The sequence below is a fragment of the Alcanivorax sp. genome (assembly GCF_040119285.1).
Taxonomy (GTDB): Bacteria; Pseudomonadota; Gammaproteobacteria; order Pseudomonadales; family Alcanivoracaceae; genus Alcanivorax.
Genome location: NZ_JBEDTY010000039.1, coordinates 61,294 through 84,606 on the forward strand (window position 1 = coordinate 61,294; position 23,313 = coordinate 84,606).

The 23,313-nt window shown below is 56.5% G+C and carries 19 protein-coding genes; 9 read left to right on the forward strand and 10 right to left on the reverse strand.

What is annotated here, in order from left to right:
* Positions 1 to 20 precede the first annotated feature (20 nt).
* The 8 genes from yihG to thiC all read right to left on the reverse strand — a co-directional run bounded on the left by yihG (position 21) and on the right by thiC (position 10,242).
* Complete coding sequence (yihG, locus tag ABNH10_RS15555) at positions 21 to 911, reverse strand: 1-acylglycerol-3-phosphate O-acyltransferase, YihG family (RefSeq protein ID WP_349386775.1); 891 nt, start codon at positions 909 to 911, stop codon at positions 21 to 23.
* A 163-nt stretch (positions 912 to 1,074) separates the two neighbouring features.
* On the reverse strand, positions 1,075 to 3,312 hold the full coding sequence (gene parC, locus ABNH10_RS15560; protein ID WP_349386776.1) for a DNA topoisomerase IV subunit A: 2,238 nt from the start codon (positions 3,310 to 3,312) through the stop codon (positions 1,075 to 1,077).
* A gap of 205 nt (positions 3,313 to 3,517) precedes the next feature.
* The gene (gene parE, locus ABNH10_RS15565) at positions 3,518 to 5,404 is read right to left on the reverse strand and encodes a DNA topoisomerase IV subunit B (RefSeq protein WP_349386777.1); all 1,887 of its coding nucleotides are present in this window, start codon (positions 5,402 to 5,404) and stop codon (positions 3,518 to 3,520) included.
* A gap of 81 nt (positions 5,405 to 5,485) precedes the next feature.
* Positions 5,486 to 6,076 carry a YqiA/YcfP family alpha/beta fold hydrolase gene (locus ABNH10_RS15570; protein ID WP_349386778.1) on the reverse strand — a complete coding sequence of 197 codons (591 nt, stop codon included), beginning with the start codon at positions 6,074 to 6,076 and terminating at the stop codon, positions 5,486 to 5,488.
* Positions 6,077 to 6,268: 192 nt separating this feature from the next.
* Entirely contained in the window at positions 6,269 to 7,075 is an 807-nt protein-coding gene (gene cpdA / locus ABNH10_RS15575) for a 3',5'-cyclic-AMP phosphodiesterase (RefSeq protein WP_349386779.1), read from the reverse strand.
* A 209-nt stretch (positions 7,076 to 7,284) separates the two neighbouring features.
* Positions 7,285 to 7,743: a DUF1249 domain-containing protein gene (locus ABNH10_RS15580; protein WP_349386780.1), complete on the reverse strand. Its 459-nt coding sequence runs from the start codon at positions 7,741 to 7,743 to the stop codon at positions 7,285 to 7,287.
* A complete protein-coding gene (locus tag ABNH10_RS15585; RefSeq protein ID WP_349386781.1) occupies positions 7,740 to 8,375 on the reverse strand; it encodes an NUDIX domain-containing protein in 636 nt (211 codons plus the stop codon). Before ABNH10_RS15585 ends, ABNH10_RS15580 begins: the two co-directional genes overlap by 4 nt.
* The gene (thiC, locus tag ABNH10_RS15590) at positions 8,368 to 10,242 is read right to left on the reverse strand and encodes a phosphomethylpyrimidine synthase ThiC (protein WP_349386782.1); all 1,875 of its coding nucleotides are present in this window, start codon (positions 10,240 to 10,242) and stop codon (positions 8,368 to 8,370) included. The genes ABNH10_RS15585 and thiC overlap by 8 nt, the downstream gene beginning before the upstream one ends.
* Positions 10,243 to 10,406: 164 nt before the next feature.
* Here thiC and ABNH10_RS15595 point away from each other — a divergent pair, with 164 nt between their 5' ends.
* Positions 10,407 to 11,834 carry a TolC family outer membrane protein gene (locus ABNH10_RS15595; RefSeq protein WP_063538061.1) on the forward strand — a complete coding sequence of 476 codons (1,428 nt, stop codon included), beginning with the start codon at positions 10,407 to 10,409 and terminating at the stop codon, positions 11,832 to 11,834.
* Between the two features lie 176 nt (positions 11,835 to 12,010).
* Here the strand turns inward: ABNH10_RS15595 and waaA are convergent, their stop codons facing one another.
* Positions 12,011 to 13,267, reverse strand: a complete 1,257-nt coding sequence (gene waaA / locus ABNH10_RS15600; RefSeq protein WP_349386783.1) for a lipid IV(A) 3-deoxy-D-manno-octulosonic acid transferase — start codon at positions 13,265 to 13,267, stop codon at positions 12,011 to 12,013.
* A 147-nt stretch (positions 13,268 to 13,414) separates the two neighbouring features.
* Between waaA and ABNH10_RS15605 the strand changes: the two genes are divergently transcribed.
* The 3 genes from ABNH10_RS15605 (at position 13,415) to ABNH10_RS15615 (ending at position 16,010) form a co-directional block, all read left to right on the forward strand.
* A complete protein-coding gene (locus tag ABNH10_RS15605; protein WP_349386784.1) occupies positions 13,415 to 14,623 on the forward strand; it encodes an FAD-dependent oxidoreductase in 1,209 nt (402 codons plus the stop codon).
* A gap of 242 nt (positions 14,624 to 14,865) precedes the next feature.
* Positions 14,866 to 15,663, forward strand: coding sequence for an aldo/keto reductase (locus ABNH10_RS15610; protein ID WP_011589775.1), 798 nt, complete (start codon positions 14,866 to 14,868; stop codon positions 15,661 to 15,663).
* Positions 15,664 to 15,680: 17 nt separating this feature from the next.
* Positions 15,681 to 16,010: a hypothetical protein gene (locus tag ABNH10_RS15615; RefSeq protein WP_011589776.1), complete on the forward strand. Its 330-nt coding sequence runs from the start codon at positions 15,681 to 15,683 to the stop codon at positions 16,008 to 16,010.
* Between the two features lie 120 nt (positions 16,011 to 16,130).
* On the opposite strand, the gene ABNH10_RS15620 is transcribed toward ABNH10_RS15615, so the two are convergent.
* Positions 16,131 to 16,976, reverse strand: coding sequence for a patatin-like phospholipase family protein (locus ABNH10_RS15620; RefSeq protein WP_011589777.1), 846 nt, complete (start codon positions 16,974 to 16,976; stop codon positions 16,131 to 16,133).
* A 339-nt stretch (positions 16,977 to 17,315) separates the two neighbouring features.
* Here ABNH10_RS15620 and atzF point away from each other — a divergent pair, with 339 nt between their 5' ends.
* The 5 genes from atzF (at position 17,316) to urtB (ending at position 23,312) form a co-directional block, all read left to right on the forward strand.
* Positions 17,316 to 19,115, forward strand: a complete 1,800-nt coding sequence (gene atzF / locus ABNH10_RS15625) for an allophanate hydrolase (RefSeq protein WP_011589778.1) — start codon at positions 17,316 to 17,318, stop codon at positions 19,113 to 19,115.
* Positions 19,115 to 19,324, forward strand: coding sequence for a hypothetical protein (locus tag ABNH10_RS15630; RefSeq protein ID WP_011589779.1), 210 nt, complete (start codon positions 19,115 to 19,117; stop codon positions 19,322 to 19,324). Before atzF ends, ABNH10_RS15630 begins: the two co-directional genes overlap by 1 nt.
* Positions 19,325 to 19,334: 10 nt before the next feature.
* On the forward strand, positions 19,335 to 20,057 hold the full coding sequence (locus ABNH10_RS15635; RefSeq protein ID WP_349386785.1) for a GntR family transcriptional regulator: 723 nt from the start codon (positions 19,335 to 19,337) through the stop codon (positions 20,055 to 20,057).
* A 108-nt stretch (positions 20,058 to 20,165) separates the two neighbouring features.
* Positions 20,166 to 21,464: an urea ABC transporter substrate-binding protein gene (gene urtA, locus ABNH10_RS15640; RefSeq protein WP_349386786.1), complete on the forward strand. Its 1,299-nt coding sequence runs from the start codon at positions 20,166 to 20,168 to the stop codon at positions 21,462 to 21,464.
* Between the two features lie 171 nt (positions 21,465 to 21,635).
* The gene (urtB, locus tag ABNH10_RS15645; protein WP_349386787.1) at positions 21,636 to 23,312 is read left to right on the forward strand and encodes an urea ABC transporter permease subunit UrtB; all 1,677 of its coding nucleotides are present in this window, start codon (positions 21,636 to 21,638) and stop codon (positions 23,310 to 23,312) included.
* Position 23,313 lies beyond the last annotated feature (1 nt).

Sequence of the window (23,313 nt, forward strand, 5' to 3'; positions counted from 1 at the left end):
ACGGGTGCGGCCGCCCGTCGTTACTGAGTGGCGTGAAACTCGCGACGAATCGAGTCGATGCGGGCATCCTTTTGTTGCCAGAGTTCGCTTACCCACTGCTGAATTTCTTCACGAAATACCGGATCTTCCTGGTAATCACTGCGCCACAGGCGCGGTTCTAACCGGCAGGTTCGCACATCCACGATCACCCTTTCCACCTTGCCGCTGAGCAAATCCCAGAAACCCTTCGTCTCGCCTTCCGGGTACACTACCGTCACATCCAGCAGCGCATCCAGGTTATCGCCCAGTGCAGCCAACACAAACGCCACCCCACCCGCCTTTGGCTTGAGCAAATTACGATAAGGGGACTGCTGTGCCGCATGTTTGGCTGCGGTAAACCGGGTGCCTTCCAGGAAATTTACAACGGTAACCGGGATACCCTGGAACTTCTCACAAGCTCGACGGGTAATCTCCAAATCTTTCCCTTTCAACGCCGGATTCTTTTGCAGGAACGCTTTGCTGTAACGCTTCATGAACGGATAATCCAGCGCCCAGAAGGCCAGCCCCAAGAACGGCACCCAGATCAGCTCTTTTTTCAGGAAAAATTTAAAATACGGGGTCTTGCGATTGAAGGTCTGCAATAGCGCCGGAATATCCACCCAGGATTGATGGTTGCTGACCACCAAGTAAGAGGTATCCTTGCGCAATGCCTCGACTCCACGGATATCCCACTGGGTTGGCGTGAGCAGCGCAAAAATACCCTTACAAATCTCCGCCCAGCTTTCCGCAATCCACATGACCGTAGCTGAACAGACACGTTTTGCTGCAACACCAGGCAGCACCAGCTTGAACAGTGCCACCAACAACATCGGGCCAATCAAAATCACTGTGTTGAGAAATAACAGAACAATGGCAAGGATTCCCGTCAGCATGTTGTGCAAACCTCGTTAATACGATTATTCTCTATCCACTCGCGCTAAATTGCCCCGGCGAACCTTTTACTCTCAAGGGAGCGCTCGCCGCAGCAGCATACCTTGTGCACACCGAAAAAAGGCCGGCCACATTTCCGACCTTATCCCGTCTACACCCGCACGATCAGCCCTTACGCTCCACGGCCATGGCATCCACATTCTGGAAACCACGGGGCAGCTTCGCGCCACGGCGTCCCCGCTCACCATAGTAGTGTTCCAGATCATTGGCTTTCAGGGTCAGGTGGCGCTTACCCGCATAGAGGGTCAACGCGTCATTCGGCCCCACCACTTGAACATCCTGTACGAACTCCACCCGATCCGCCACACGGGCGCCGGGAATCGACATCATCTTGTTGCCCTTACCGCGGACCATTTCCGGCAACTCGCTTACCGGGAACACCAGCAAACGGCCTTCGTTTGACACCAGTGCAATCAAATCATCTATAGTTGAGGCAATCGGTTGTGGCGGCAATACACGCGCGCCTTTAGGCACATTAAGTACCGTCTTGCCGGCTTTCTTGTTGGCCAACAAATCCGCATAACGCACCACGAAACCGTAACCTGCATCGGTGCTCATCAGGTACGCGTCCTTGTCCTTACCCATCACTGCTGCCACAAAGCTGGCACCGGAGGGTGGGCTCACTCGGCCAGACAGTGGCTCGCCCTGCCCCCGCGCACTGGGTAGAGTATGTGCGGGCAAAGAATAGGTTCGCCCAGTGCTGTCGATAAAGCACACCGACTGGTTAGATTTACCTTTGGCGCAAGCCTTGTACTTATCACCGGCCTTGTAACTCAGTCCTTCCACATCCACTTCATGGCCTTTAGCGGCTCGCACCCAGCCTTTTTCCGAGAGCACTACCGTTATCGGATCGGCACTGAGCAGATCGCTTTCATCCAAGGCCCTGGCGTCCTCACGTTCCACCAATGGAGAGCGACGGTCATCGCCGTAATTCTCGGCGTCATCCTTCAATTCCTTGGCGACCAGCTTCTTCATTTTAGCCATGGAACCCAGGGTGGTTTCCAAGTATTCGCGTTCTTCGTTGAGCTCATCCTGCTCACCGCGAATTTTCATTTCTTCCAGTTTCGCCAGGTGGCGCAGCTTCAATTCCAGAATTGCTTCTGCCTGGCGATCACTGACGCCAAAGCGCTCCATCAATACCGGCTTTGGCGCATCCTCGGTACGGATGATATGAATCACTTCATCAATATTCAGGAACGCCACCAGAAGACCTTCCAAAAGGTGCAGGCGTTCCAGTACTTTATCAAGGCGGTATTGCAGCCGGCGACGCACCGTCACCATGCGGAACTGCAGCCATTCGTTGAGAATCATGTCCAGGCTTTTCACCTGAGGTCGGCCATCGATGCCGATCATGTTCAGATTAACCCGGTAGTTTTTCTCCAGGTCAGTGCTGGCAAAAAGGTGACTCATCAACTGTTCCACATCCACTCGATTAGAGCGCGGCGTGATCACCAGTCGGGTGGGGTTTTCGTGGTCGGATTCATCACGCAGATCGCTGACCATGGGCAGTTTTTTCTTGTTCATCTGGTCGGCAATTTGCTCCAGCACCTTGGCGCCAGACACCTGATACGGCAGCGCCGTCACCACAATATCACCCTCTTCACGCTCATACACCGCGCGCTGCTTGAGAGAGCCTTTGCCCTCTGCATACATACGAATGATGTCGTTGATTGGGGTGATCACTTCTGCTTCGGTGGGAAAATCCGGACCCTGAATATATTGCATCAAATCATCCAGCGAGGCGCCGGGATCTTTCAGCAAATGGATACAGGCATTGGCCACTTCGCGCAGATTATGCGGTGGAATATCGGTGCTCATGCCCACCGCGATACCCGTAGTGCCATTGAGTAACACATTGGGCAAGCGGGCCGGCAGCAATTTGGGCTCATCCATGGTGCCATCAAAATTAGGCAGCCACTCCACCGTCCCCTGCCCCAACTCGGACAACAGCACTTCCGCATACGGTGCCAATTTGGACTCGGTATAACGCATGGCAGCAAAGGATTTTGGATCGTCTGCGCTGCCCCAATTACCCTGGCCATCCACCAGCGGATAGCGATAGCTGAACGGCTGGGCCATCAACACCATGGCTTCGTAACAGGCCGAATCACCATGGGGATGATACTTACCCAGTACATCACCCACGGTACGGGCGGATTTTTTGTATTTGGCCGTATTTTTAAGGCCCAGCTCGCTCATGGCGTAAACGATGCGCCGCTGCACCGGCTTCAGACCATCGCCAATATTGGGCAAAGCCCGATCCAGAATCACGTACATGGAATAATCCAGATACGCTTTTTCGGTGTATTCCTTTAACGGAAAACTTTCAAATTCGTCAGCCATTTTTGCTCGCTATACTCGCCGGCCTGCACGCCAATATGCGTCACGCAACACATTTTCTGCATTGCAGTTCTGCAATCAACGCAGCACGTCAGCAACTCTGTTTTTAAGTTCCAATCCATCTAAAAGCCAACACAACACTTATGCTTACATCTTTCAGCACATGCCGTCTTAGCGCGACGGCGTGAAGCGTGTCGCATGTCAGCGTCTATATTTCTGCCAGGTTGCCTTTCTCTTCCAGCCAGATCTTGCGATCAGAGGCCCGTTTTTTACTTAGCAGCATGTCCATCAGCTGGTGGGTGCCGTCGTCGGTGGACACATCCAAACGCACCAGCCGGCGGGTATCTCGGGCCATGGTGGTTTCGCGCAATTGCAGCGGGTTCATTTCACCCAACCCTTTAAAACGGGTTACGTTCACCTTGCCGCGTTTTTTCTCCGCCTTGATACGGTCCAGCACGCCATCACGCTCCTGCTTGTCCAGGGCGTAATAGACTTCCTTGCCCACGTCGATGCGGTACAACGGCGGCATGGCCACAAACACATGCCCGTGTTTTACCAGCGCCGGGAAGTGCCTGAGGAATAAGGCACAGATCAACGTGGCAATGTGCAAACCATCGGAGTCCGCATCCGCAAGGATACACACCTTGCCGTAACGCAGGCTGCTGAGATCATCACTGCCCGGCTCGATGCCAAGCGCCACCGCGATATCGTGAATTTCCTGACTACCCAAGACCTCGTTGGAATCCACTTCCCAGGTATTCATGATCTTGCCGCGCAGCGGCATGATCGCCTGATAAACCCGGTCTCGGGCCTGCTTGGCACTGCCACCCGCCGAATCCCCTTCCACCAGGAAAATCTCGCTCTGGGAAGGGTCATCACTGGTGCAGTCCGCCAGTTTGCCGGGCAAAGCCGGGCCACTGGTGACTTTTTTTCGGGTGACTTTTTTGGCGGCCCGCAGTCGCTTCTGGGCATTATTGATACACAGGTCCGCCAGCTTCTCGGCTTCATCGGTGTGTTGGTTAAGCCACAGCGAGAAGGCGTCTTTTACCACCCCGGAAACAAACGCCGCGGTCTGGCGGGAGCTCAACCGTTCTTTGGTTTGCCCGGCGAATTGCGGGTCCTGCATTTTCACGCTGAGCACGAAAGCCGCCCGGTCCCAAATATCCTCCGGGGTCAGCTTAACGCCACGAGGCAGCAAATTCCGGAATTCACAGAACTCTCGCATGGCCTCCAGCAAACCGGAACGCAGCCCGTTCACATGGGTGCCGCCCTGGGCCGTAGGGATCAGGTTTACATAGGCTTCCTGAACCAGTTCGCCGCCTTCGGGCAGCCAGGTGACAGCCCAATCCACCGCTTCAGTTTCCGCGCTCATGGCACCGTTAAACGGCTCCGCAGGGACCCGCTCCCACCCGGTACTGGATTCCAGTAGATATTCAATCAGGCCATCATCAAACTGCCAGGTATCGCTCTCACCGGTTTGCTGATTATCCAGCGTCACCAGCAAGCCGGGGCAGAGAACCGCCTTGGCCCTCAGCAAATGTTTGAGACGGCTCACCGATATTTTCGGCGAGTCGAAATACTGACTGTCTGGCCAGAAACGCAAGATGGTGCCGGTGTTGCGCTTGCCAACCGTATCGATCACTTCCAGATCACTGCGTTTCTCGCCGTCGCCGAACTCCATGCGGTGCAGTTGACCATCGCGCTTGACCAGAATTTCCAGCTTGGTGGACAAGGCGTTGACCACCGACACACCTACGCCGTGCAGGCCGCCACTAAACTGGTAGTTGTTATTGGAGAACTTACCCCCGGAGTGGAGGGTGGACAGAATCACTTCCACGCCGGGCTTTTTCTGTACCGGATGCATATCCACAGGCATGCCGCGACCATCATCTTCGACTTCCACGCCGCCGTCCTTGAATAGGGTGACTTTGATCGACTTGGCGTGGCCTGCCAGCGCTTCATCCACCGAGTTATCGATCACTTCCTGGACGAGGTGGTTGGGGCGCGAAGTATCGGTGTACATGCCCGGGCGCTTACGCACCGGGTCCAAGCCCGACAACACTTCAATATTTTCGGACGTATAATTATTGGTCATAGATTTTCCAGCAGCGCCTAACGCAGTGCGCCAGAGACCGGACGCAGGCTATAGCGCATATCCAGCCTCTGGCGCCGGGTATCAAACGTGTATTTCAATCCCACAAAACCGCAGCATCAGCGGAATGAAGGCGTCAAAGTTATCAAAGCCGTGGCTGCCACCCAAGCCACAATAGCGGTGACAGTCGCCGTAATAATCCCAGCCATCCTCCCAGTCCAGGGTTTCGTCGCCGGTTTGGGTTAGCAGCAACAGGTTTTCCGGTTGGGTGATCTCTGCCACCTCATACCGGCGCAACTGCTCCAACCAGGCCGGGTCGAACTGATAGGCCTCACCAGTGTGGTAGTTATGCTGGATACCTGTGTATTTGTCCAGTAGTCGCCACGGTCTTACCGCAGGATTTACGATTGCGGCCTTCAAATCATGATGTTCCGCCAGCCAGGTGGCGTAGAATCCGCCCAACGACGATCCCAATAGGGCCACCGGGCCGGCCCCGGCAATGGCTGCATCCAGTTCCGCCATGGCCTGCACCGGTGAAGGCGGCAACGTGGGCACGATCAACCGTTCCGGGCAACCCGCATGCTCAAACACCGACCGCAACAACCCGGCTTTATGGGATGCCGGTGAGCTGTTGAAACCGTGGATATAAATAAGAGACGTTTCGGGAACCGGCATGATTTTTCCTGATGACTGCATTATCCGGAAGTGTGCCGGGATGAGGAGGAGTTGCAAGGTCAAAATTGCAAAGCGCGAGCTTGACCTTCAAACGCATCTCTTGAGTACCCGCAGTTCAGCCCCCCGGCAACGCGAAGACATGACCGATAAATGGTCTGTCCTAAGCCCGCGTTTCAACTTTCAACGTTAAACTCAATACCCTTTGACCGTGAAATCCACCTCGAAGGTGATCCCTTCCACCCGACTAACGCCCGTATCAATACGCCCATCCGGGTGCAAATCCAGCCAGCGATAACCCGGGTTGGCATCATCTACTGCGAAGTCTTCGCTTTTCGGTTTGAACTGCACGCAAGTACTGGGCACTGCCATCATTCGCACGCCATTACGATGCGCATCATACTCTTGGTGCACATGGCCCCATATAATGGCGCGTATCCGTTCATGACGGTCAATGACCTCGAAGAATTTGTCAGCACTGCCCACCACCTGAGTATCCAGCCACGTGCATTCCATTGGCACCGGGTGGTGATGCAAACACACCATTAGGTGATCTCCGGTGGCATTGCGCAGGGCGGACTCGAGGAATTTGAGATCTTCATCGAACAGATCACCAGGCACTTCACCGGGAATGGTGGAATCCAGCATCACGATGGTCCAGTTGCCCATATCCAGCACACAGGGGCTCATTTTTTCGCGGTGGGCATCCAGTGCCTGCAGCATCGGTGCCGGCTTGTCGTGATTTCCTTCCAGCCAATATACCGGCACATCGAACCCGGAAAGAGCGCACTCCAAGCGCTCGTAGGATTCGTAGGAGGCATCTTGGGACAAATCGCCGGTGGCCAAAATCAAATTCGGATTGGGTTGTTCCTTACGAATCAGCTCCAGCACCTTGTCCAGACTGAACTGGGTATTCAATCCCAGCAGCTTGCCTTGTGTATCGGCAAACAGATGGCAGTCTGACAACTGTACGACTCGAAGGGGCTGCAACTGCTGCGTCAAGTTCCCCGCTCCTTAACTGTTTAATAATGCCGTATACCCGCTGGCCGCCCCCCTGTACTCCCCAGCACCATGGAACAGCCCTGCGTCTCATTTATAACCAAGATGATGTCACTTTTCTAGGACACATGTCCAAGAGCAGGAATTGGTTACCAATTCTCCACAATAGAGCCACAAGGGAGGTTGTTTCTTGGCTAAAGGCGTGTCATCACTCAGCTACCGGTCACCCGTTGCCGCCAAGCTTGGCCACTGTCGCGCCCGTGATCGTGGAGATGGCGAAGCCATTCTGCCAAAAAGCGGTTCCACTGCACCTTCTCGTCCCGCTGGTGCATGTTCCGATTGGGGTAGGCATAACGGGCATTTACCCGCCGAAAAGGTCGCGCTTCGGTAACTTCAGCCAGCCGCGCATCATGGTACATGCGCACGGTAAGGCGGGACGCCGGCAGCGTAGCCAGCAGCTCCTGATCTTCCAGGCGCACCGTAGTGGTATAGGGGGAACGCTCCAGCACGCTCATCTGCAAAGTATGGGAATGGTGATCATGGCCCACTTCCACAGCCATGTGGTCACGCTCCCCCAGCGCCTTCATCAAGGGCAACAGCCGCGCATAGTTTTCCTCGCACTGAGTCATCAGCGCACGGAAATCCAGCTGGTAGCGGTCGCGGCGGCTCACTTATCGCCCCAATCCGCATCCAGCCGGGTACGGTTGAGCAACAACCACTGCAGAGCAATCAACGACGCAGCATTATCCACCTGCCCGCCACCCAATAACGCGGGTATTTCATCCGCACTCATCGTCACGGCCCGAATATCTTCACCTTCATCCGGGCAACCAAAAATGCCGCCAGCACCCGCCAGGTCCGCATGGCCCACGAACAACTGCAGGCGCTCATTGGTTCCGCCGGGGCTGGGCATGTAAGCCGCGATGGGCTCCATGGCGCCCAAGGTCAGGCCCGCCTCTTCCACCGCTTCACGACGAATCAGGTCGGCAGCGCTTTCGCCGTCCTTGTCTGCAATGCCAGCAATCAGTTCCAGGCACCAGGGAGTATCCCGCCATTCCAGCGCACCCACTCGAAACTGCTCCACCAGCAGAATCTCGCCACGGACCGGATCATAGGGCAACACCGCCGCGGCCGGTGGGCGCACAAACAGCTCCCGGCGGATGGGATCGCCCCAGCCCCCGTTATAGTGCTTGTGGCGCAGGATCAGGGTATCCACCCGGAAAAAGCCCTGAAACGGGGTTTCCCGCGCCAACACTTCCACGTCCTGGGGGCCAAATGGCGGTACTAACGAATGATTACTCATGGGCCTCATGATATAGCTCGGAGCCTTGCTCTCGAAACTCCTTGGATTTTTCTTCCATGCCTGCTTCAGCCTGAGCCACCTGGGCAGTGCCATCACCGTAGATCTCACGGACTTCCTGGCTGATCTTCATGGAACAGAACTTGGGCCCGCACATGGAGCAGAAATGCGCCACCTTGTGGGCCTGCTTGGGCAGAGTCTCATCGTGGTACTCGCGGGCACGATCCGGGTCCAGCCCCAGGTTGAACTGGTCTTCCCAGCGGAACTCAAAGCGGGCCTTGGACAGCGCATTATCGCGCAACTGGGCTCCCGGGTGACCCTTCGCCAAATCCGCCGCATGGGCAGCAATCTTGTAGGCGATGATGCCTTCTTTGACGTCTTCACGGTTGGGCAGCCCCAGGTGCTCCTTGGGCGTCACGTAGCACAGCATGGCAGTGCCGTACCAACCGATCATGGCCGCGCCAATGGCGCTGGAAATGTGGTCATAACCAGGAGAAATATCAATGGTCAGTGGGCCAAGGGTGTAAAACGGCGCTTCCCCGCAGTGCTTCAGCTGCTCGTCCATGTTGGTTTTGATCATGTGCATGGGCACATGACCCGGCCCTTCGATCATCACCTGCACATCATGCTCCCAGGCGATTTTGGTCAGCTCGCCCAGGGTGCGCAGTTCGCTGAATTGAGCTTCATCGTTGGCATCTGCCAAAGAGCCCGGGCGCAAACCATCACCCAGGCTGAAGGTCACGTCGTAGGCCTTCATGATTTCGCAGATATCTTCGAAATGGGTATAAAGGAAGCTCTCTTCATGGTGCGCCAGGCACCACTTAGCCATAATCGAACCACCCCGAGAGACGATACCGGTAACGCGATTAGCAGTCATCGGCACATAACGCAGCAGCACACCCGCGTGAATGGTGAAGTAACTCACCCCCTGCTCCGCCTGCTCAATCAGTGTGTCGCGGAAAATTTCCCACGTCAGGTCTTCGGCTACGCCGTTAACCTTTTCCAGCGCCTGATAGATCGGCACCGTACCGATGGGCACCGGCGAGTTTCGCAGAATCCACTCGCGGGTTTCGTGAATGTTGTCACCGGTGGACAGGTCCATCACCGTGTCGCCGCCCCAACGGGTGGCCCAGGTCATCTTGGACACTTCTTCCTCGATGGAGGACGTCACTGCCGAGTTGCCGATGTTGGCGTTGATCTTGGTGAGAAAGTTGCGGCCGATAATCATCGGCTCGATTTCCGGATGGTTGATGTTCACCGGAATCACTGCCCGACCACGGGCCACTTCATCACGAACGAATTCCGCAGTAATCTGCGCCGGGATCGCCGCCCCGAAACTCTGACCCGGATGCTGGTGCACCGGCAGGCCAGCCTCGCGATGTTCACGCAGGCGCTGATTCTCGCGGATGGCGATATATTCCATCTCCGGGGTGATGATGCCCTGGCGCGCGTAATGCATCTGGCTCACGTTTTTACCGGCGCGGGCACGGCGAGGGATGCGCGTGTGCTCAAAACGCAGCCCAGCCTTGGCAATATCATTGGCTCGCTTGCGACCATACTCGCTGGTTAGTCCAGCCAGTTGTTCGGTATCATCTCGCTCATCAATCCAGGCAGTCCGAATTGGGTTCAGCCCTTTACGGATGTCAATTTGGGTATCTGGGTCGGTATAGGGACCAGAGGTATCATAAACCGACAACGGTGGGTTATCCTCGAACTTTCCGTCCGCCAAAGGGGTCGGATGCTGTTGGATTTCCCGCATGGGCACACGAATATCCGGGCGCGACCCCGTGACGTATATTTTTCGTGAACCGGCGATAGGCTGGCAGGATTCGTCAATAGCGTTGGCGATGGGGCGCTGATCGTCTGGCACGTCGGCCTCCAGAAGCAAATAAGAGAAATTCAGGAATGGCGGACACTATACGCCAGCGCCCAACAGCCGAACAACCGCGGAACTGGCCCAAACAGGCGGTGTTAATTTTCTGTACTTGCCAGTACCATAATGATTAACCAGACACACAAAAAGAGTGCACCAGAATGAAGCGTAGCCCGGCAACGCCCCTAGTTCTTCTTCTTACCTCACTGGCCAGTGCCGTTCAGGCCGCTGACCTTACTGAAGTCGCCAACGCAGCCTGGAGCTACGACGGCACCTGGCGCGCCGCCCGCCAGACCTGGGAAGCGGATCAGGAAACGCTGGTACAGGGGCGGGCCGCGCTGCTGCCGACCATCGATGCCAGCCACCGCCATTCGGAAATCAACCAAACCTACGAATCGACGGGTGACCTGGAGATAGACGGTAGATCTCGTTCCACCTCGGTGACGCTAACGCAACCGCTGTTCCGCCTGGATGCCTTCTACGGCTACAAGGAAGCCAAGTCGCTGACCTCCGTAGCCCAGGCCGAGTTCTACCAGTCCCGCCAGGATTTCGTGCTGCGCGTGGCGCAGGGCTACTTCGGCGTGCTGCGCGCCTGGGACACCCTGGTGTCCGCCCAGGCCGAGGAGAAGGCGATCAGCCGGCAGCTGGAACAATCCCAGGAACGTTTCGACGTGGGCCTGGTGGCCAGCACCGATGTGGAAGAAGCGCGCGCCGCCTACGACCTGGCCCGGGTGAACCTGATCGTCGCCGAGCAGGAATTCGATATCGCCCGCGACCAGTTAGAAACACTCACTGGTCGTAAATGGGAGACGCTGGCGGAGTTGCGCGACAATCTGCCGATGGAGGGGCCGCAACCGTCAAAAATGAATGCCTGGATCGATAAGGCCGCGTACCAGAATCCGCAGATTCTCGCCGCCCGCTACAGCGCCAAAGCAGCGGGTTTTACGGCCGACCGACAACTGGGGGCCATGCTTCCAAAGGTTCAATTGTTCGCTGAGTATCAGCACAACCACAATACCGATCCAAGCGTCTCGGGAGGCGATCCCGGCAATCAACTCACGCAATTCTACTCGACGCAACCGGACACTAATTCAAAGACTATCGGCATTGAAGTAACCGTGCCGCTGTTCCGCGGTGGCGGCCTCAACAGCCAGCGCAAGCAGGCGGCCCTGCTCGCCGACGCCGCCGGCCAGCGGTACCAGCAGACGATTCGCGACATCAGCCAGCAGGCGCGCACGTTCTACCGCACCGTGGAAGCCGACGCCCTGCGCGTGGAAGCCCGCCGCCAGGCGATCCGCTCCACCCGTTCCGCCCTGGAAGCCACCCAGTCCGGCTACGAAGTGGGCACCCGTAACGTGGTCGACGTGCTCAACGCCCAACAGGCGCTGTACGCCGCCGAGCGCGACTATGCCAACGCCCGTTACGACTACATCATCAACTCCCTGACCCTGAAATCCACCACCGGCGACCTGCAGCAGGGCGACCTGGCGGCCATCAACCAGTGGTTGTCGGACACGGAAACTCTGAACATCTACCAGCCGGACCTGGAAGGCCGCAGCGACGCGCTGGTGCCGGATACACGTTATTGAAAGGCAATGTAGGAGCCATGCTTGCATGGCGAACCGAGCCCTAGCGAGGAAAAGGCGTTGCAGGATCCTCCGGAATCTCACCTGAGGAATCGGATACGCCTTCTCGCCCTGTGGTGCTTGTGCTTCGTTTCGTGAGGTTCGCCATGCGAGCATGGCTCCTACAACAGCCCCTGCTTTTACTGTTCACTAATCAGTTTAAGCCCCTTCTCCAGCGCCCCACGATTGGCTTCCACCACCGCTGCTGCCGCCTGCCCCTGACGCTGGCGTTGATCCGGATAACGGAACAGCGCCTGCAGGGCAATGGCCAGGGCATCCGCATTGTCCACCAGGGTCAGGGCACCGGCGTCATCCAGCAGATTGGAGATGGCGGTAAAGTTGTGCAGGTGGGGGCCAGTGAGCACCGGCTTTCCCCAGCCGGCCGGTTCCAGCAGATTGTGCCCGCCCACCGGCACCAGGGAACCGCCCACAAAGGCCACGTCGGCCACCCCGAACAACATCAACAACTCGCCCATGGTATCGGCCAGGTAAACCTGGGTGTCGGCGGCGATGGTGTCCTGCTTGCTGCGCCGGGCCAGGCCAAGTCCCTGCTGGCGGACCAGCTGGGCCACGCTGTCGAAACGCTCCGGATGCCGGGGCACCAGCATCAGCAGGGTCTGCGGTGCCGTTTCCAGTAGAGCCTTGTGCGCTGCCAGCACCGGCTCGTCTTCACCGGGATGGGTACTGGCGGCGATCCACACCGGACGCTCGCCAATAGCGGCACGTAAATCCCCTGCCGCCTGACGCACAGCATCATCCAAACTCATGTCGAATTTCACGCTGCCGATGGCATGGACCCGTTCCGGCCAGGCACCCAGAGCCACATAGCGTTTCGCCTCCACCGGGGTCTGCACCGCCAGGGCATCGAAGCGCGCCATCATGGGCCGCACCAGACGGGGAAACTTGCGGTAGCCCCGGTAGCTTTTCTCCGACAGCCGCCCGTTCATCAGCATCAGTTTGGCTCCGTGACGCTTCACCGCCGCACACAGGTTGGGCCACAACTCGGTCTCCAGCACGATCACCATTTTCGGATCAAAAGCGCGCAGAAAACGGGTCAATGCCGTGGGCAGCTCCCAGGGGCAATACACATGGGTCACCCGATCGCCGAACAGGGCTTTCACCCGCTCTGAACCGGTGGGTGTGGTGGTGGTCACCAGTAAAGGCACATCAGGGTAGTCTTCCAGCAACCGCTCAATTAACGGCGCCGCCGCCAATGTTTCCCCCACCGACACCGCATGCACCCAAAGGCTTTTTTTCAAGATCCCGGACCGGTACCCCCACGCCATGCGCTCCTTCCACCGCAAACGATAAGCCGGTGCTTTTCTACCTCTCAGCCACAAGCGCAGAAAAAGAGCGGGAAGCAGCAAATACCAAAGGGCGGAATAAATAGTTCGCATAGGGGCTCTTATCTCAATGTAGAGGCAATACACGGGCAACGCGCACAGCCCAAAACACATGATCCATCTTGTCTGTGTCAGCGCCGATGCGCGTGCCAGCGGCCTTGCTTATGCTAGCATAGCCGCACAGTTCAACGATGGTGAGCCATGAGTGACTCGACCCTAAAACCCGACACAATCCACCCAGACATTGTGGTCTTTGGTGGCGGCATTGCCGGCCTGTGGCTAATAAACCGGCTCCACGCCGCCGGCTACCAATGCCTACTGCTGGAATCCGCCAGCCTTGGTGGCGACCAGACCCTCGCGAGCCAGGGGATTATCCACGGCGGCCTCAAGTATGCCTTAAGCGGCAACCTGTCCAACGAATCCGAAGCGATTGCCCAGATGCCGGATCGCTGGCGTGCCGCCATGGCCGGCACCGACTCGGTAGACCTGCGCAACCTGAAAGTGCTCAGCGATACTCAACACATGTGGTCCAGCGGATCAGTGGCCTCACGGATGACTAACTTTTTCGCTAGCAAGATGCTCCGTGGCCGAATCGAAAAAATCAAGCGTGACCATTTCCCCAGCGCGCTGGCCAATAAGGCTTTCAAAGGCAACGTCTATAAACTCGACGACCTAGTGATCGACACCGAATCACTGATCGACACCCTTAGCGCCCCAGTCCGAGACCGGCTACTGGCGTTCGATACCCAGCGCGATACTCTAGAATGGAATAACGACGGCCTGCGCGCCGTCACCATTAATGGCCAGCGCATTGAGCCACGGCTGACCCTGCTGGCCGCCGGCAACGGTAACCCAGCTCTGCTTGACGGCGCTCATCGCGCCCACCTTTTGGAACAGGAACACAGCCAGCTGCGGCCATTGAAAATGGTGCTGGTAAAACACGACCAAGGCCATCGGCTTTACGCCCACTGTGTTGGCACCAGCAACAAACCCGTGCTCACTGTGACCACCCACGATTGTCCGGACGGCAAGGTGGTGTGGTACCTCGGCGGCGACTTGGCAGAGCGGGGGGTAGAGCGTACTGATGAAGAACAACTACATGCCGGTCGGGAAGAATTATCGCACCTTTTCCCTTGGCTAGATTTTAGCAACGCTCAATTCGCCACCCTAGATGTGACCCGCGCCGAACCCAAACAACATGCGCTGGTCAAGCCGGATAACGCCTACGCCCGCCGGGATCAAAACCTGATCATCGCCTGGCCCACTAAACTCACCCTGGCGCCGGATCTAGGCGACCGGGTAATGGCGCTGGTGGAAGAAACGGGCCTTCAACCCGGCGAGCCATTAACGATACCGCCAGCCCTTCAACGGGCGCCCATGGGCGTACCGTACTGGCATCGCTGTTTTTAATGATTACTGTAGCAAAGCGTCGTTGGTGCTGCGCAAATGTCAGTTGAACGTTAAAGCGCAAAGGGAGAAAGGAGAAGGATGAATAATCTTTTCATCCCGAACCCGAGACTGACCTGGCATGGGCGCGACGCCCAAGCATTAAATGGACACAAGTCCAGCGCCGCTACTGAACCGAAAACTTGCAACCGTTCCTCATCACACCGCTAGCAACGGACCTGCAGCGACACCAATAAGGAAGCATCATGTCCTTCATGCGCCCACTGGGCAACACAGGATTAACCGTCAGTGCACTGGGCTTGGGCACAGTGAAAATCGGCCGCGATAAGGGAGTGAAGTACCCCAACAGCTTCACCATCCCCGATGATCGTGCGGTAACAGAACTACTCGCTCAGGCACAGGATCTGGGCATCAACCTAATCGACACAGCGCCGGCCTACGGTCACAGTGAACAGCGGCTCGGTCAGTTAATGAGCCAACGCCAAGACTGGGTCATCGTCACCAAGGTCGGTGAAGAATTTGATAACAACAGTGGTGACAGCCATTTTGATTTTTCACCGGAACACGTGCGTTTCTCGGTGGAACGTAGCCTGCAACGGCTCAACACGGACTATCTGGATTGCGTGCTGATTCACTCCGACGGCAATGACCTGGCAATCATCGAAAAGGGCACTCTGGACGCTCTCAACGACCTGAAAAAAGCCGGCCTGATCCGCGCCACAGGCATGTCCACGAAAACCGTGGCTGGCGGCATCGCCAGCCTGAATCACGCGGACATGGCCATGGTCACCTACAACCTGCATCAGCAAGACGAAGCCCCCGTGATCGAGCACGCCGCCGCCCGGCAAAAAGGCATCCTAATCAAGAAGGCCTTTGCCAGCGGTCACCTCAATGACACCCTTGATGACCCGGTACAGGAAAGTCTGGACCAAATCCTTGGCATCGCCGGCGTTAGCAGTATCATTGCTGGCACCATTAACCCCGCCCACTTACAAGAAAACGTGGCCAAAGCCCGGCAGGCCTGCAAGATGGCAGCGCAATAATAACAACAGGAAACAGCATGCGTTTTTGTCTGATGATTCTGCTACTCGGCTCCTGCCTCGCAGCACAGGCGGATAAAATACGGCTACTGCGCGAAGCCCCTCAGGAGTGCGAAGAAAAAAGCGCGGTTTCGGTATCGTCCGGCAGCAAAATGCGGGGCATGTTGTTCAGCGATGCGCGAATAGATCGCCACGTGAACAAGAAGCTCACCAGAGCCATCAAAAAAGCCGGCGGCAATCGCGCCATGCTCAGCGACCGCCGCGAGTTTATGATGGAGAATCATTTTCGCGGTATTGAGCATATTGAGCTGGATGCCTGGGTTTGGCACTGCGAAGAGAAAGAGCGCTAGGCGCTACACTATTTGAAGTGCCCTGGCTCACAAAACACCACGCCCAAACCTTTTAGCTCGACCTGGCAGGATTACGCCACGTAGAAAGCAAAACCTGTTGCAGCGTGAAGCGCTTGCACATTACCCCACTACTGCTTTCTCCACCCCCAACGACTGTAATCCCGCACGATGCCCCTGCTGATATCCTTGCTGCAATTTTTCCACATTGGTGGTCAACCGATTCACCGGGAAGTGCATCGGTGGGGCGATAACATTGAGGCAACAATCATCAGGCGGGCTGTCAATAAAATCCAATGCTCTATTATAGACATCTGTACGTTTCGCCATGGCTTCATAAAAGGCGGGGATATCACGAGCCCAAGGCTTTAATAAAGGCGTCAACGCACTAGGGCGTTTGCGGAAACCCTGAGGGCGGGACAACACCACGGTGATATCCCGCGCGCCCTGTTCGTAAGCCCAACGCACCGGAATGGAATCCGCTAGCCCGCCATCGGTCATGGGGTGGCCGGCCACCTTGGGAAAGTCTCGGTAGGCAAAAGGAATAGAACAGGACGCGGTGATTACCTCATCTAAATTACTCGGCTGGGTCTGAAAATAACGCGGCGCCCCGTCTTCTATCGAGGTAGTCACTACCCACAGAGAAGTATTTCCCTGCCAATGTCTCTCCAAATTCAACGGCACGTCTATGCGAGACTGGTGCCACAACCAGTGCACATCACACAAATGTCCACCCGACATAAAACGTGACCAGTTGATAAAGTCCGGTCGACAGGCATGGTCGGTGATCACTTGACGGCTGCGGCCATGATTACCTGCCAGATAGCCGATCAGATTGGTCGAGCCGGCAGACGCGCCCACGGCGAAATCGAAATCCTGATGTTTTTTTTCCAAAAACGCATCCAACACCCCGGCAGCAAAAATACCGCGCATGGCACCGCCTTCCACTACCAACGCACGCTGTGACATTCTTTTCCCTCCACCTCGAACCGGTCTGGGCTGTACGTCCTTGAATCGGTTCAACAACGATGCCAAGGCCTCCCAAAGAAGGGAAATAGAGTCTTACTGTCCTTTTCATCGTCATCGCTGATACATCCCACAGCCGCCGTCAGGGAAGGCACTGCGGGGCTGCACCGATACCGCGCAGCTGCATCAGATTAGCGCACCCAGTGTCTGGACATAGCTCTCTTCACTCAACATTAACCTTATTAATTACTGTAAAAACAAAGCGTTAAATATTTTTCATGGCTGGCACCCCCTTTGCACAAATAAGAATACCAACTTGTGTACAACCAGGTGTGCTAACGAATGATTGGCTGGACTCTTCAACAATGGCAGATGGCCTACCGCAGCGGTGAACTCACCCCGGTACAGGCCATGAAACAACTGGCCACCACTCTGCAGGATAGTGAGCGCGCCCTGTGGATCCATCTCCTGGATGAGGCTTCCTTGACGGCCCAGGCGCAAGCGCTAACGGATCCATCGCTGCCACTCTATGGCATTCCCTTTGCCGTGAAAGACAACATTGATGTTGTGGGCATGCCCACAACAGCAGCCTGCCCGGCATTCGCCTACACCCCGACGGAAGACGCCACCGTGGTACGACTACTGCGCGACGCCGGCGCCATCGTCGTAGGCAAGACCAATCTGGATCAGTTTGCCACCGGTCTGGTTGGCACTCGTTCCCCCTATGGCGAAGTACCCAATCCATTCAACCCGGATTACCTCAGTGGTGGCTCCAGTTCAGGTTCCGCCACGGCCGTGAGCCTGGGCCTGGTACCCTTTTCACTGGGCACCGATACCGCCGGTTCCGGCCGGGTACCTGCAGCGTTCACCAACACGGTGGGCCTCAAGCCCACCCGCGGTGCCATTAGCACCCACGGTGTTGTTCCTGCCTGCCGGACCCTTGATTGCGTCAGCATCTTTGCCCTGAACGTGGACGATGCCCAAGAGATCTTTCGACTCATCAGCCAGTTCGACAGCGCAGATCCTTACAGCCGCGCAGCTCCCCGATTGCTAACCACCGGACTCCCCGAACGCCCGACTCTCGGCATCCCCAAAGACCTTCCCTGGTTCGAGGATAGCCAAGCCCAACAGCTGTGGGAGCGACAGCTGGACCAGCTCAGAGAGATTGCCAACCTGATCACTATCGACACCACGGTGTTGCAGGATGCCGCCGCTTTACTCTATCAGGGCCCCTGGGTGGCGGAACGTTTCATTGTCACCGAACCCTTGTTGCAAAAAAGCCCCTACACCTTGCTGCCAGTAATTCGTGACATTCTCGCCCCCGCCGCCGCCCTGACAGCAGCGGACAGTTTCCGGGCCCAGTACCAGCTGGCTGAATTGAAACGGCAGTCCGAAGCACTAATGGCCCAGGTTGATGCATTGTTGCTCCCCACTACGCCCGGCATCTACACCCGCGCCGCCGTGCAAGCCAACCCCATCACCCTGAACAGCCAGCTAGGCACCTGGACCAATTTCGTCAACCTCTTGGACCTGTGCGCCCTGGCATTGCCCGGCGGCTTCCGTGAAGACGGCTTGCCCGGCGGTGTCACCCTAATTGGCCCCGCTTGGCAGGACCACGCCCTGGCCGACTTCGGCCGGCGCTGGCAGCAGGCCCAGCCCTGGCAGGCCGGCGCTACCGGACAGCGGCTGGCCAAGCCGCAGACCCATGCGGCCAATGATGATGAGGACGATGTAATGACTGTCGCCGTGGTTGGCGCACACCTTTCCGGCATGCCCCTCAATACCCAGCTCACCGAACGCGACGGCGTGTTGCTCGAAGCCACCCACACGGCGCCCTGTTATCGGCTCTACGCCCTGGCCAACACTGTGCCGCCCAAACCCGGGCTGATTCGTAGCGAAAAAGACGGGGGTGACTGCATTCCCATCGAGCTGTGGCGAATGCCGATGAAGCACTTCGGCAGTTTTGTCGGCTTAATCCCCGCCCCACTGGGCATCGGTAGTCTGGAAACCACCGACGGTCGCTGGGTGAAAGGCTTTATCTGTGAACCCTGGGCCATTGGGGACGCCACCGACATTACCGCACTGGGCGGCTGGAGAAACTACATCGCGCAAGTGGCGACAAACGCTCAGGAAACACACTGATGAAGCCGTGGCGCTGGGGGGCGCTAACCGCTGCAAAACAGCGTTGTGAATTCGGTCTCACGGCACAGAACGCCGCTAGCAGCGACCGCCACAGCCATCTGATCAATGCACACATCAGCGGCAACGTTATTGTTCTGCATTGCCTGCCTGGAGCCATCATTAACGCCCGCGATCCAGTGATCGCCATCAACACCGCCGCGATGGCCTGAGGAATCAAAGATGAATACGCGAGCGGGAAAAAAAACCGAACGTCTGGCTGAACGAATTTATCTGCAATTAAAGCAGGACATGTTTGATTTTCGGCTAATGCCCGGCGACCGCTTCAGTGAAAACGAAGTGGCCGAACGGATGGGTGTATCACGCACCCCCGTGCGAGAAGCCCTGTTCCGATTACAACGGGAAACCTTTGTAGATGTGCTCTATCGCAGCGGTTGGCAGGTCAAGCCCTTCGACTTCAAATATTTCGAAGAATTATACGACGTGCGCACCGTTCTCGAATGCGCCGCTGTACGCAAGCTATGCGAACACGGCGGTGAACTAAGCAAACTGGATAATCTGGTTAGCCAATGGTGTGTAGAAAAGCCACAAAGATTATCCGATGGCCCTGTGGTCAGCGGCATGGATGAACATTTTCACGAACGACTGGTGGAAAGCGCCGGCAACAATCAAATGGCACGCATTCATCATGATCTCACCGAGCGGCTACGCATTATACGGCGCCTGGATTTCACCAGCCCCTCCCGAGTGGAGGCCACTTATAACGAACACCAGGCAGTGCTGGAAGCCATCCTGCACCGCCAGGTGGAGCAAGCACAGCTTCTGCTGTGTGCCCACATTGAAGAATCCCGTAACGAAGTCAGAAAAATCACCGTACACATGCTGCACGAGGCCAGCGTACGCGCTGAGTTACCCGCAAGCTCGATCAACAAGAGTGATGGTTAACGTATTAGAGGGAAACAGCAGGCCAGTGAGCCTACCGACGTATCAGGGGAGAGTTCACGGCAAGACAAACGCCCATTTAAACGCGACTGAGAAGCAAGGAGAAATACCATGAATTTTTCACAATCCATGAAGAAAATAGCTGCCGGGGTTATCGCCTCCAGCGCCATTGCCTATAGCGGTGTCGTTATGGCCGCCGACACCATCAAGGTCGGGGTGCTGCACTCTCTGTCCGGCACGATGGCTATCAGTGAATCCACACTGAAAGACACCGTTCTGATGATGATCGAAGAACAGAATAAAAAAGGCGGAGTCATGGGCAAAAAGCTTGAGCCCGTTGTGGTTGACCCCGCCTCGAACTGGCCGCTGTTTGCAGAAAAAACCCGTGAGCTGATCACCCAAGAAAACGTGGACGTTATTTTTGGCTGCTGGACATCGGTATCGCGCAAGTCCGTATTGCCCGTGGTGGAAGAGCTGAACGGGTTGTTGTTCTACCCGGTCCAGTATGAAGGTGAAGAATCGTCCAAGAATGTTTTCTATACCGGTGCAGCACCGAACCAGCAGGCGATTCCTGCAGTGGATTATCTGATCAACGATCTGGAGGTTGAGCGCTTCGTTCTTGCCGGGACCGATTACGTGTACCCGCGCACCACTAACAAGATCCTGGAAGCCTACCTGAAGTCCAAAGGCGTGGCAGAAAGGGACATCATGATCAACTACACCCCGTTCGGACATTCCGACTGGCAGAGCATCGTCAGCGAAATTAAAGCCTTCGGTAGCCAAGGCAAAAAAACCGCTGTGGTCTCCACCGTCAACGGCGATGCCAATGTGCCATTCTACAAAGAGCTGGGCAACCAGGGCGTGAGCGCCGAAGACATCCCCGTGGTGGCCTTCTCCGTAGGTGAAGAAGAACTATCGGGCATCGACACCGGCCCGCTGGTTGGCCATCTGGCTGCCTGGAACTATTTCCAGAGCGTCTACAACGATACCAACAACGCTTTCATAGACCAGTGGCATGCCTATACCGGCGACGACAAGCGCGTGACCAATGACCCTATGGAAGCAACCTACATCGGCTTCAATATGTGGGTGAACGCGGTTGAAAAAGCGCAATCCACCGACACCGATAAAGTGGCTGACGCCATGATCGGCATCAAGACCCCCAACCTGACCGGTGGCACAGCGGTGATGAACAAGAACCACCACCTGTCCAAGCCCGTATTGATCGGTGAAATTCAGGAGGACGGTCAGTTCGCCGTAGTCTGGGAAACCGAAGGGCTGGTGCAAGGTGATGCCTGGTCTGATTTCCTGCCGGGTTCCAAAGACCTGATCTCCGACTGGACCGCACCGACTCGTTGCGGCAACTACAACACCAAGACCAACACGTGTGGCGGCGCTTCTGCCGAATAAGGCTGCACGCAACAGCACTCTGGGCAACGCCTGGGGTGCTCGTCGCTTAGACCAACATTACGCATAACAAATGAACGCCAGCACCAGAACATGTGGCCATCGCTTTTCATGGCTGGGCCTTCCAACGTCCTGATCTGGCTTTCATTTTTGACGCCCTGTAAGGAGCCCGTCATGGGTCACAAATTTGGCCGAATACTGATAGCACTGCTAATGGCACTGCAGGTCAGTGTGAGCTGGGCAGAAGAGCCACTGCAAGAACAAACAACACCAACCCAGCCAATCACGGAGAACAGCGAGGGCGCCACTGGCATACCCACCCCTACCCTCCAAAACATTCTTGACCGGTTGACCAGTCGTAGCTTTGATGAAAAAGAAGCGGCTATTCGTGAACTGGCAAACCAAGACAACCCCCGTGTTATTGCGCTACTCAACGCCTTGATGAATCGCGAACTGGTGCATAATCGAAAAGATAACAGCATCGTCTTAGGCAGCAAGAAAGACGGTCAATGGGAACTACGCGATCCAGAAACCACCCAGCTTATTGGCCAAGTAGATAGCCGCGCTGCACGGCCAGTGATCATCAACAACCGCTTGCGTACCGTGATCAATAACCAGCTGGCACTGGCTGCTCTGAACGACCCGGAGAGCGATGTTCGCTATCGGGCCGCCAACCAACTGATCGGCAATGATGATCCGGAAATGCTAACAGCGCTGGCAAGCCGCCGCGCCCAGGAAGCGGATCCTCGTGTTGCCGTACAAATTGACACCGCTCTGAATATTGCCGCCCTGCGCAGTGACGATTTGAGTACACGACTCAGCGCCATTGACACCCTCGCTGGCAACCTGCACCCAGACGTTAAGAATGCGTTCAATGAGCGCCTGCGTGTAACCCAACACCCAACAGAAAAAAAGGCACTGGAAAAAGCCATCGCCCGCATCGAAGCACGTATTGAAAGGTTCCAAACCGCCGACACCGTGTTCTTCGGTCTGAGCCTGGGCTCGGTATTGTTACTGGCCGCCATCGGCCTGGCCATTACGTTCGGGGTGATGGGCGTCATCAACATGGCCCATGGCGAACTGATCATGCTGGGCGCCTACACGACCTATGTAGTGCAACAACTGTTGCCCACCAGTCACGAATGGTCACTGCTGATTGCCATTCCCGCTGCTTTTCTTGTGTCCGCCTTTGTCGGCATACTTATCGAACGCTTTGTCATTCGCTTTCTGTATGGCCGACCACTGGAAACCCTGCTAGCGACCTTTGGGGTCAGCCTCATTTTGCAACAGGCAGTACGGGTCATTTTCTCCCCACTGAACCGCACCGTAATTACCCCGGAATGGATGAGCGGTGCATTGGAAATCAACCCCGTGTTCTCGCTGACCTACAACCGGCTGTACATTATCTTCTTTGCCTTGGCGGTTTTTCTAGCCCTTCTAACTTTGCTCAAGAAAACCCGACTGGGCCTGCAAGTCCGTGCGGTCAGCCAAAATCGCGCCACCGCCCGCAGCCTCGGTATTCGCAGTGAACGGGTCAACGCTCTCACCTTCGGGCTGGGCTCAGGCATCGCCGGGGTGGCCGGCGTCGCATTGGCACAGCTAACCAACGTGGGGCCAAACCTGGGCCAGAGCTACATCATCGACTCCTTCATGGTTGTAGTGTTCGGCGGAGTCGGCAATCTGTGGGGCACTCTCACTGCGGCCTTCAGCCTCGGCATTGCCAACAAATTACTGGAACCTATGGCCGGCGCGGTACTGGCCAAGATTGTGGTGCTGGTCTTCATCATTCTGTTTATACAGCGCAAACCGCGGGGTCTGTTCCCGCAACGTGGCCGGGCGGCGGAGGAATAAC

Coding starts and splice junctions, on each gene's coding strand:
- yihG (WP_349386775.1), bottom strand. CDS start 911: ATGCTGACGGGAATCCTTGCCATTGTTCTGTTATTTCTCAACACAGTG.
- parC (WP_349386776.1), bottom strand. CDS start 3,312: ATGGCTGACGAATTTGAAAGTTTTCCGTTAAAGGAATACACCGAAAAA.
- parE (WP_349386777.1), bottom strand. CDS start 5,404: ATGACCAATAATTATACGTCCGAAAATATTGAAGTGTTGTCGGGCTTG.
- ABNH10_RS15570 (WP_349386778.1), bottom strand. CDS start 6,076: ATGCCGGTTCCCGAAACGTCTCTTATTTATATCCACGGTTTCAACAGC.
- ABNH10_RS15585 (WP_349386781.1), bottom strand. CDS start 8,375: ATGAGTAATCATTCGTTAGTACCGCCATTTGGCCCCCAGGACGTGGAA.
- ABNH10_RS15595 (WP_063538061.1), top strand. CDS start 10,407: ATGAAGCGTAGCCCGGCAACGCCCCTAGTTCTTCTTCTTACCTCACTG.
- waaA (WP_349386783.1), bottom strand. CDS start 13,267: ATGCGAACTATTTATTCCGCCCTTTGGTATTTGCTGCTTCCCGCTCTT.
- ABNH10_RS15605 (WP_349386784.1), top strand. CDS start 13,415: ATGAGTGACTCGACCCTAAAACCCGACACAATCCACCCAGACATTGTG.
- ABNH10_RS15610 (WP_011589775.1), top strand. CDS start 14,866: ATGTCCTTCATGCGCCCACTGGGCAACACAGGATTAACCGTCAGTGCA.
- ABNH10_RS15615 (WP_011589776.1), top strand. CDS start 15,681: ATGCGTTTTTGTCTGATGATTCTGCTACTCGGCTCCTGCCTCGCAGCA.
- ABNH10_RS15620 (WP_011589777.1), bottom strand. CDS start 16,976: ATGTCACAGCGTGCGTTGGTAGTGGAAGGCGGTGCCATGCGCGGTATT.
- atzF (WP_011589778.1), top strand. CDS start 17,316: ATGATTGGCTGGACTCTTCAACAATGGCAGATGGCCTACCGCAGCGGT.
- ABNH10_RS15630 (WP_011589779.1), top strand. CDS start 19,115: ATGAAGCCGTGGCGCTGGGGGGCGCTAACCGCTGCAAAACAGCGTTGT.
- ABNH10_RS15635 (WP_349386785.1), top strand. CDS start 19,335: ATGAATACGCGAGCGGGAAAAAAAACCGAACGTCTGGCTGAACGAATT.
- urtA (WP_349386786.1), top strand. CDS start 20,166: ATGAATTTTTCACAATCCATGAAGAAAATAGCTGCCGGGGTTATCGCC.
- urtB (WP_349386787.1), top strand. CDS start 21,636: ATGGGTCACAAATTTGGCCGAATACTGATAGCACTGCTAATGGCACTG.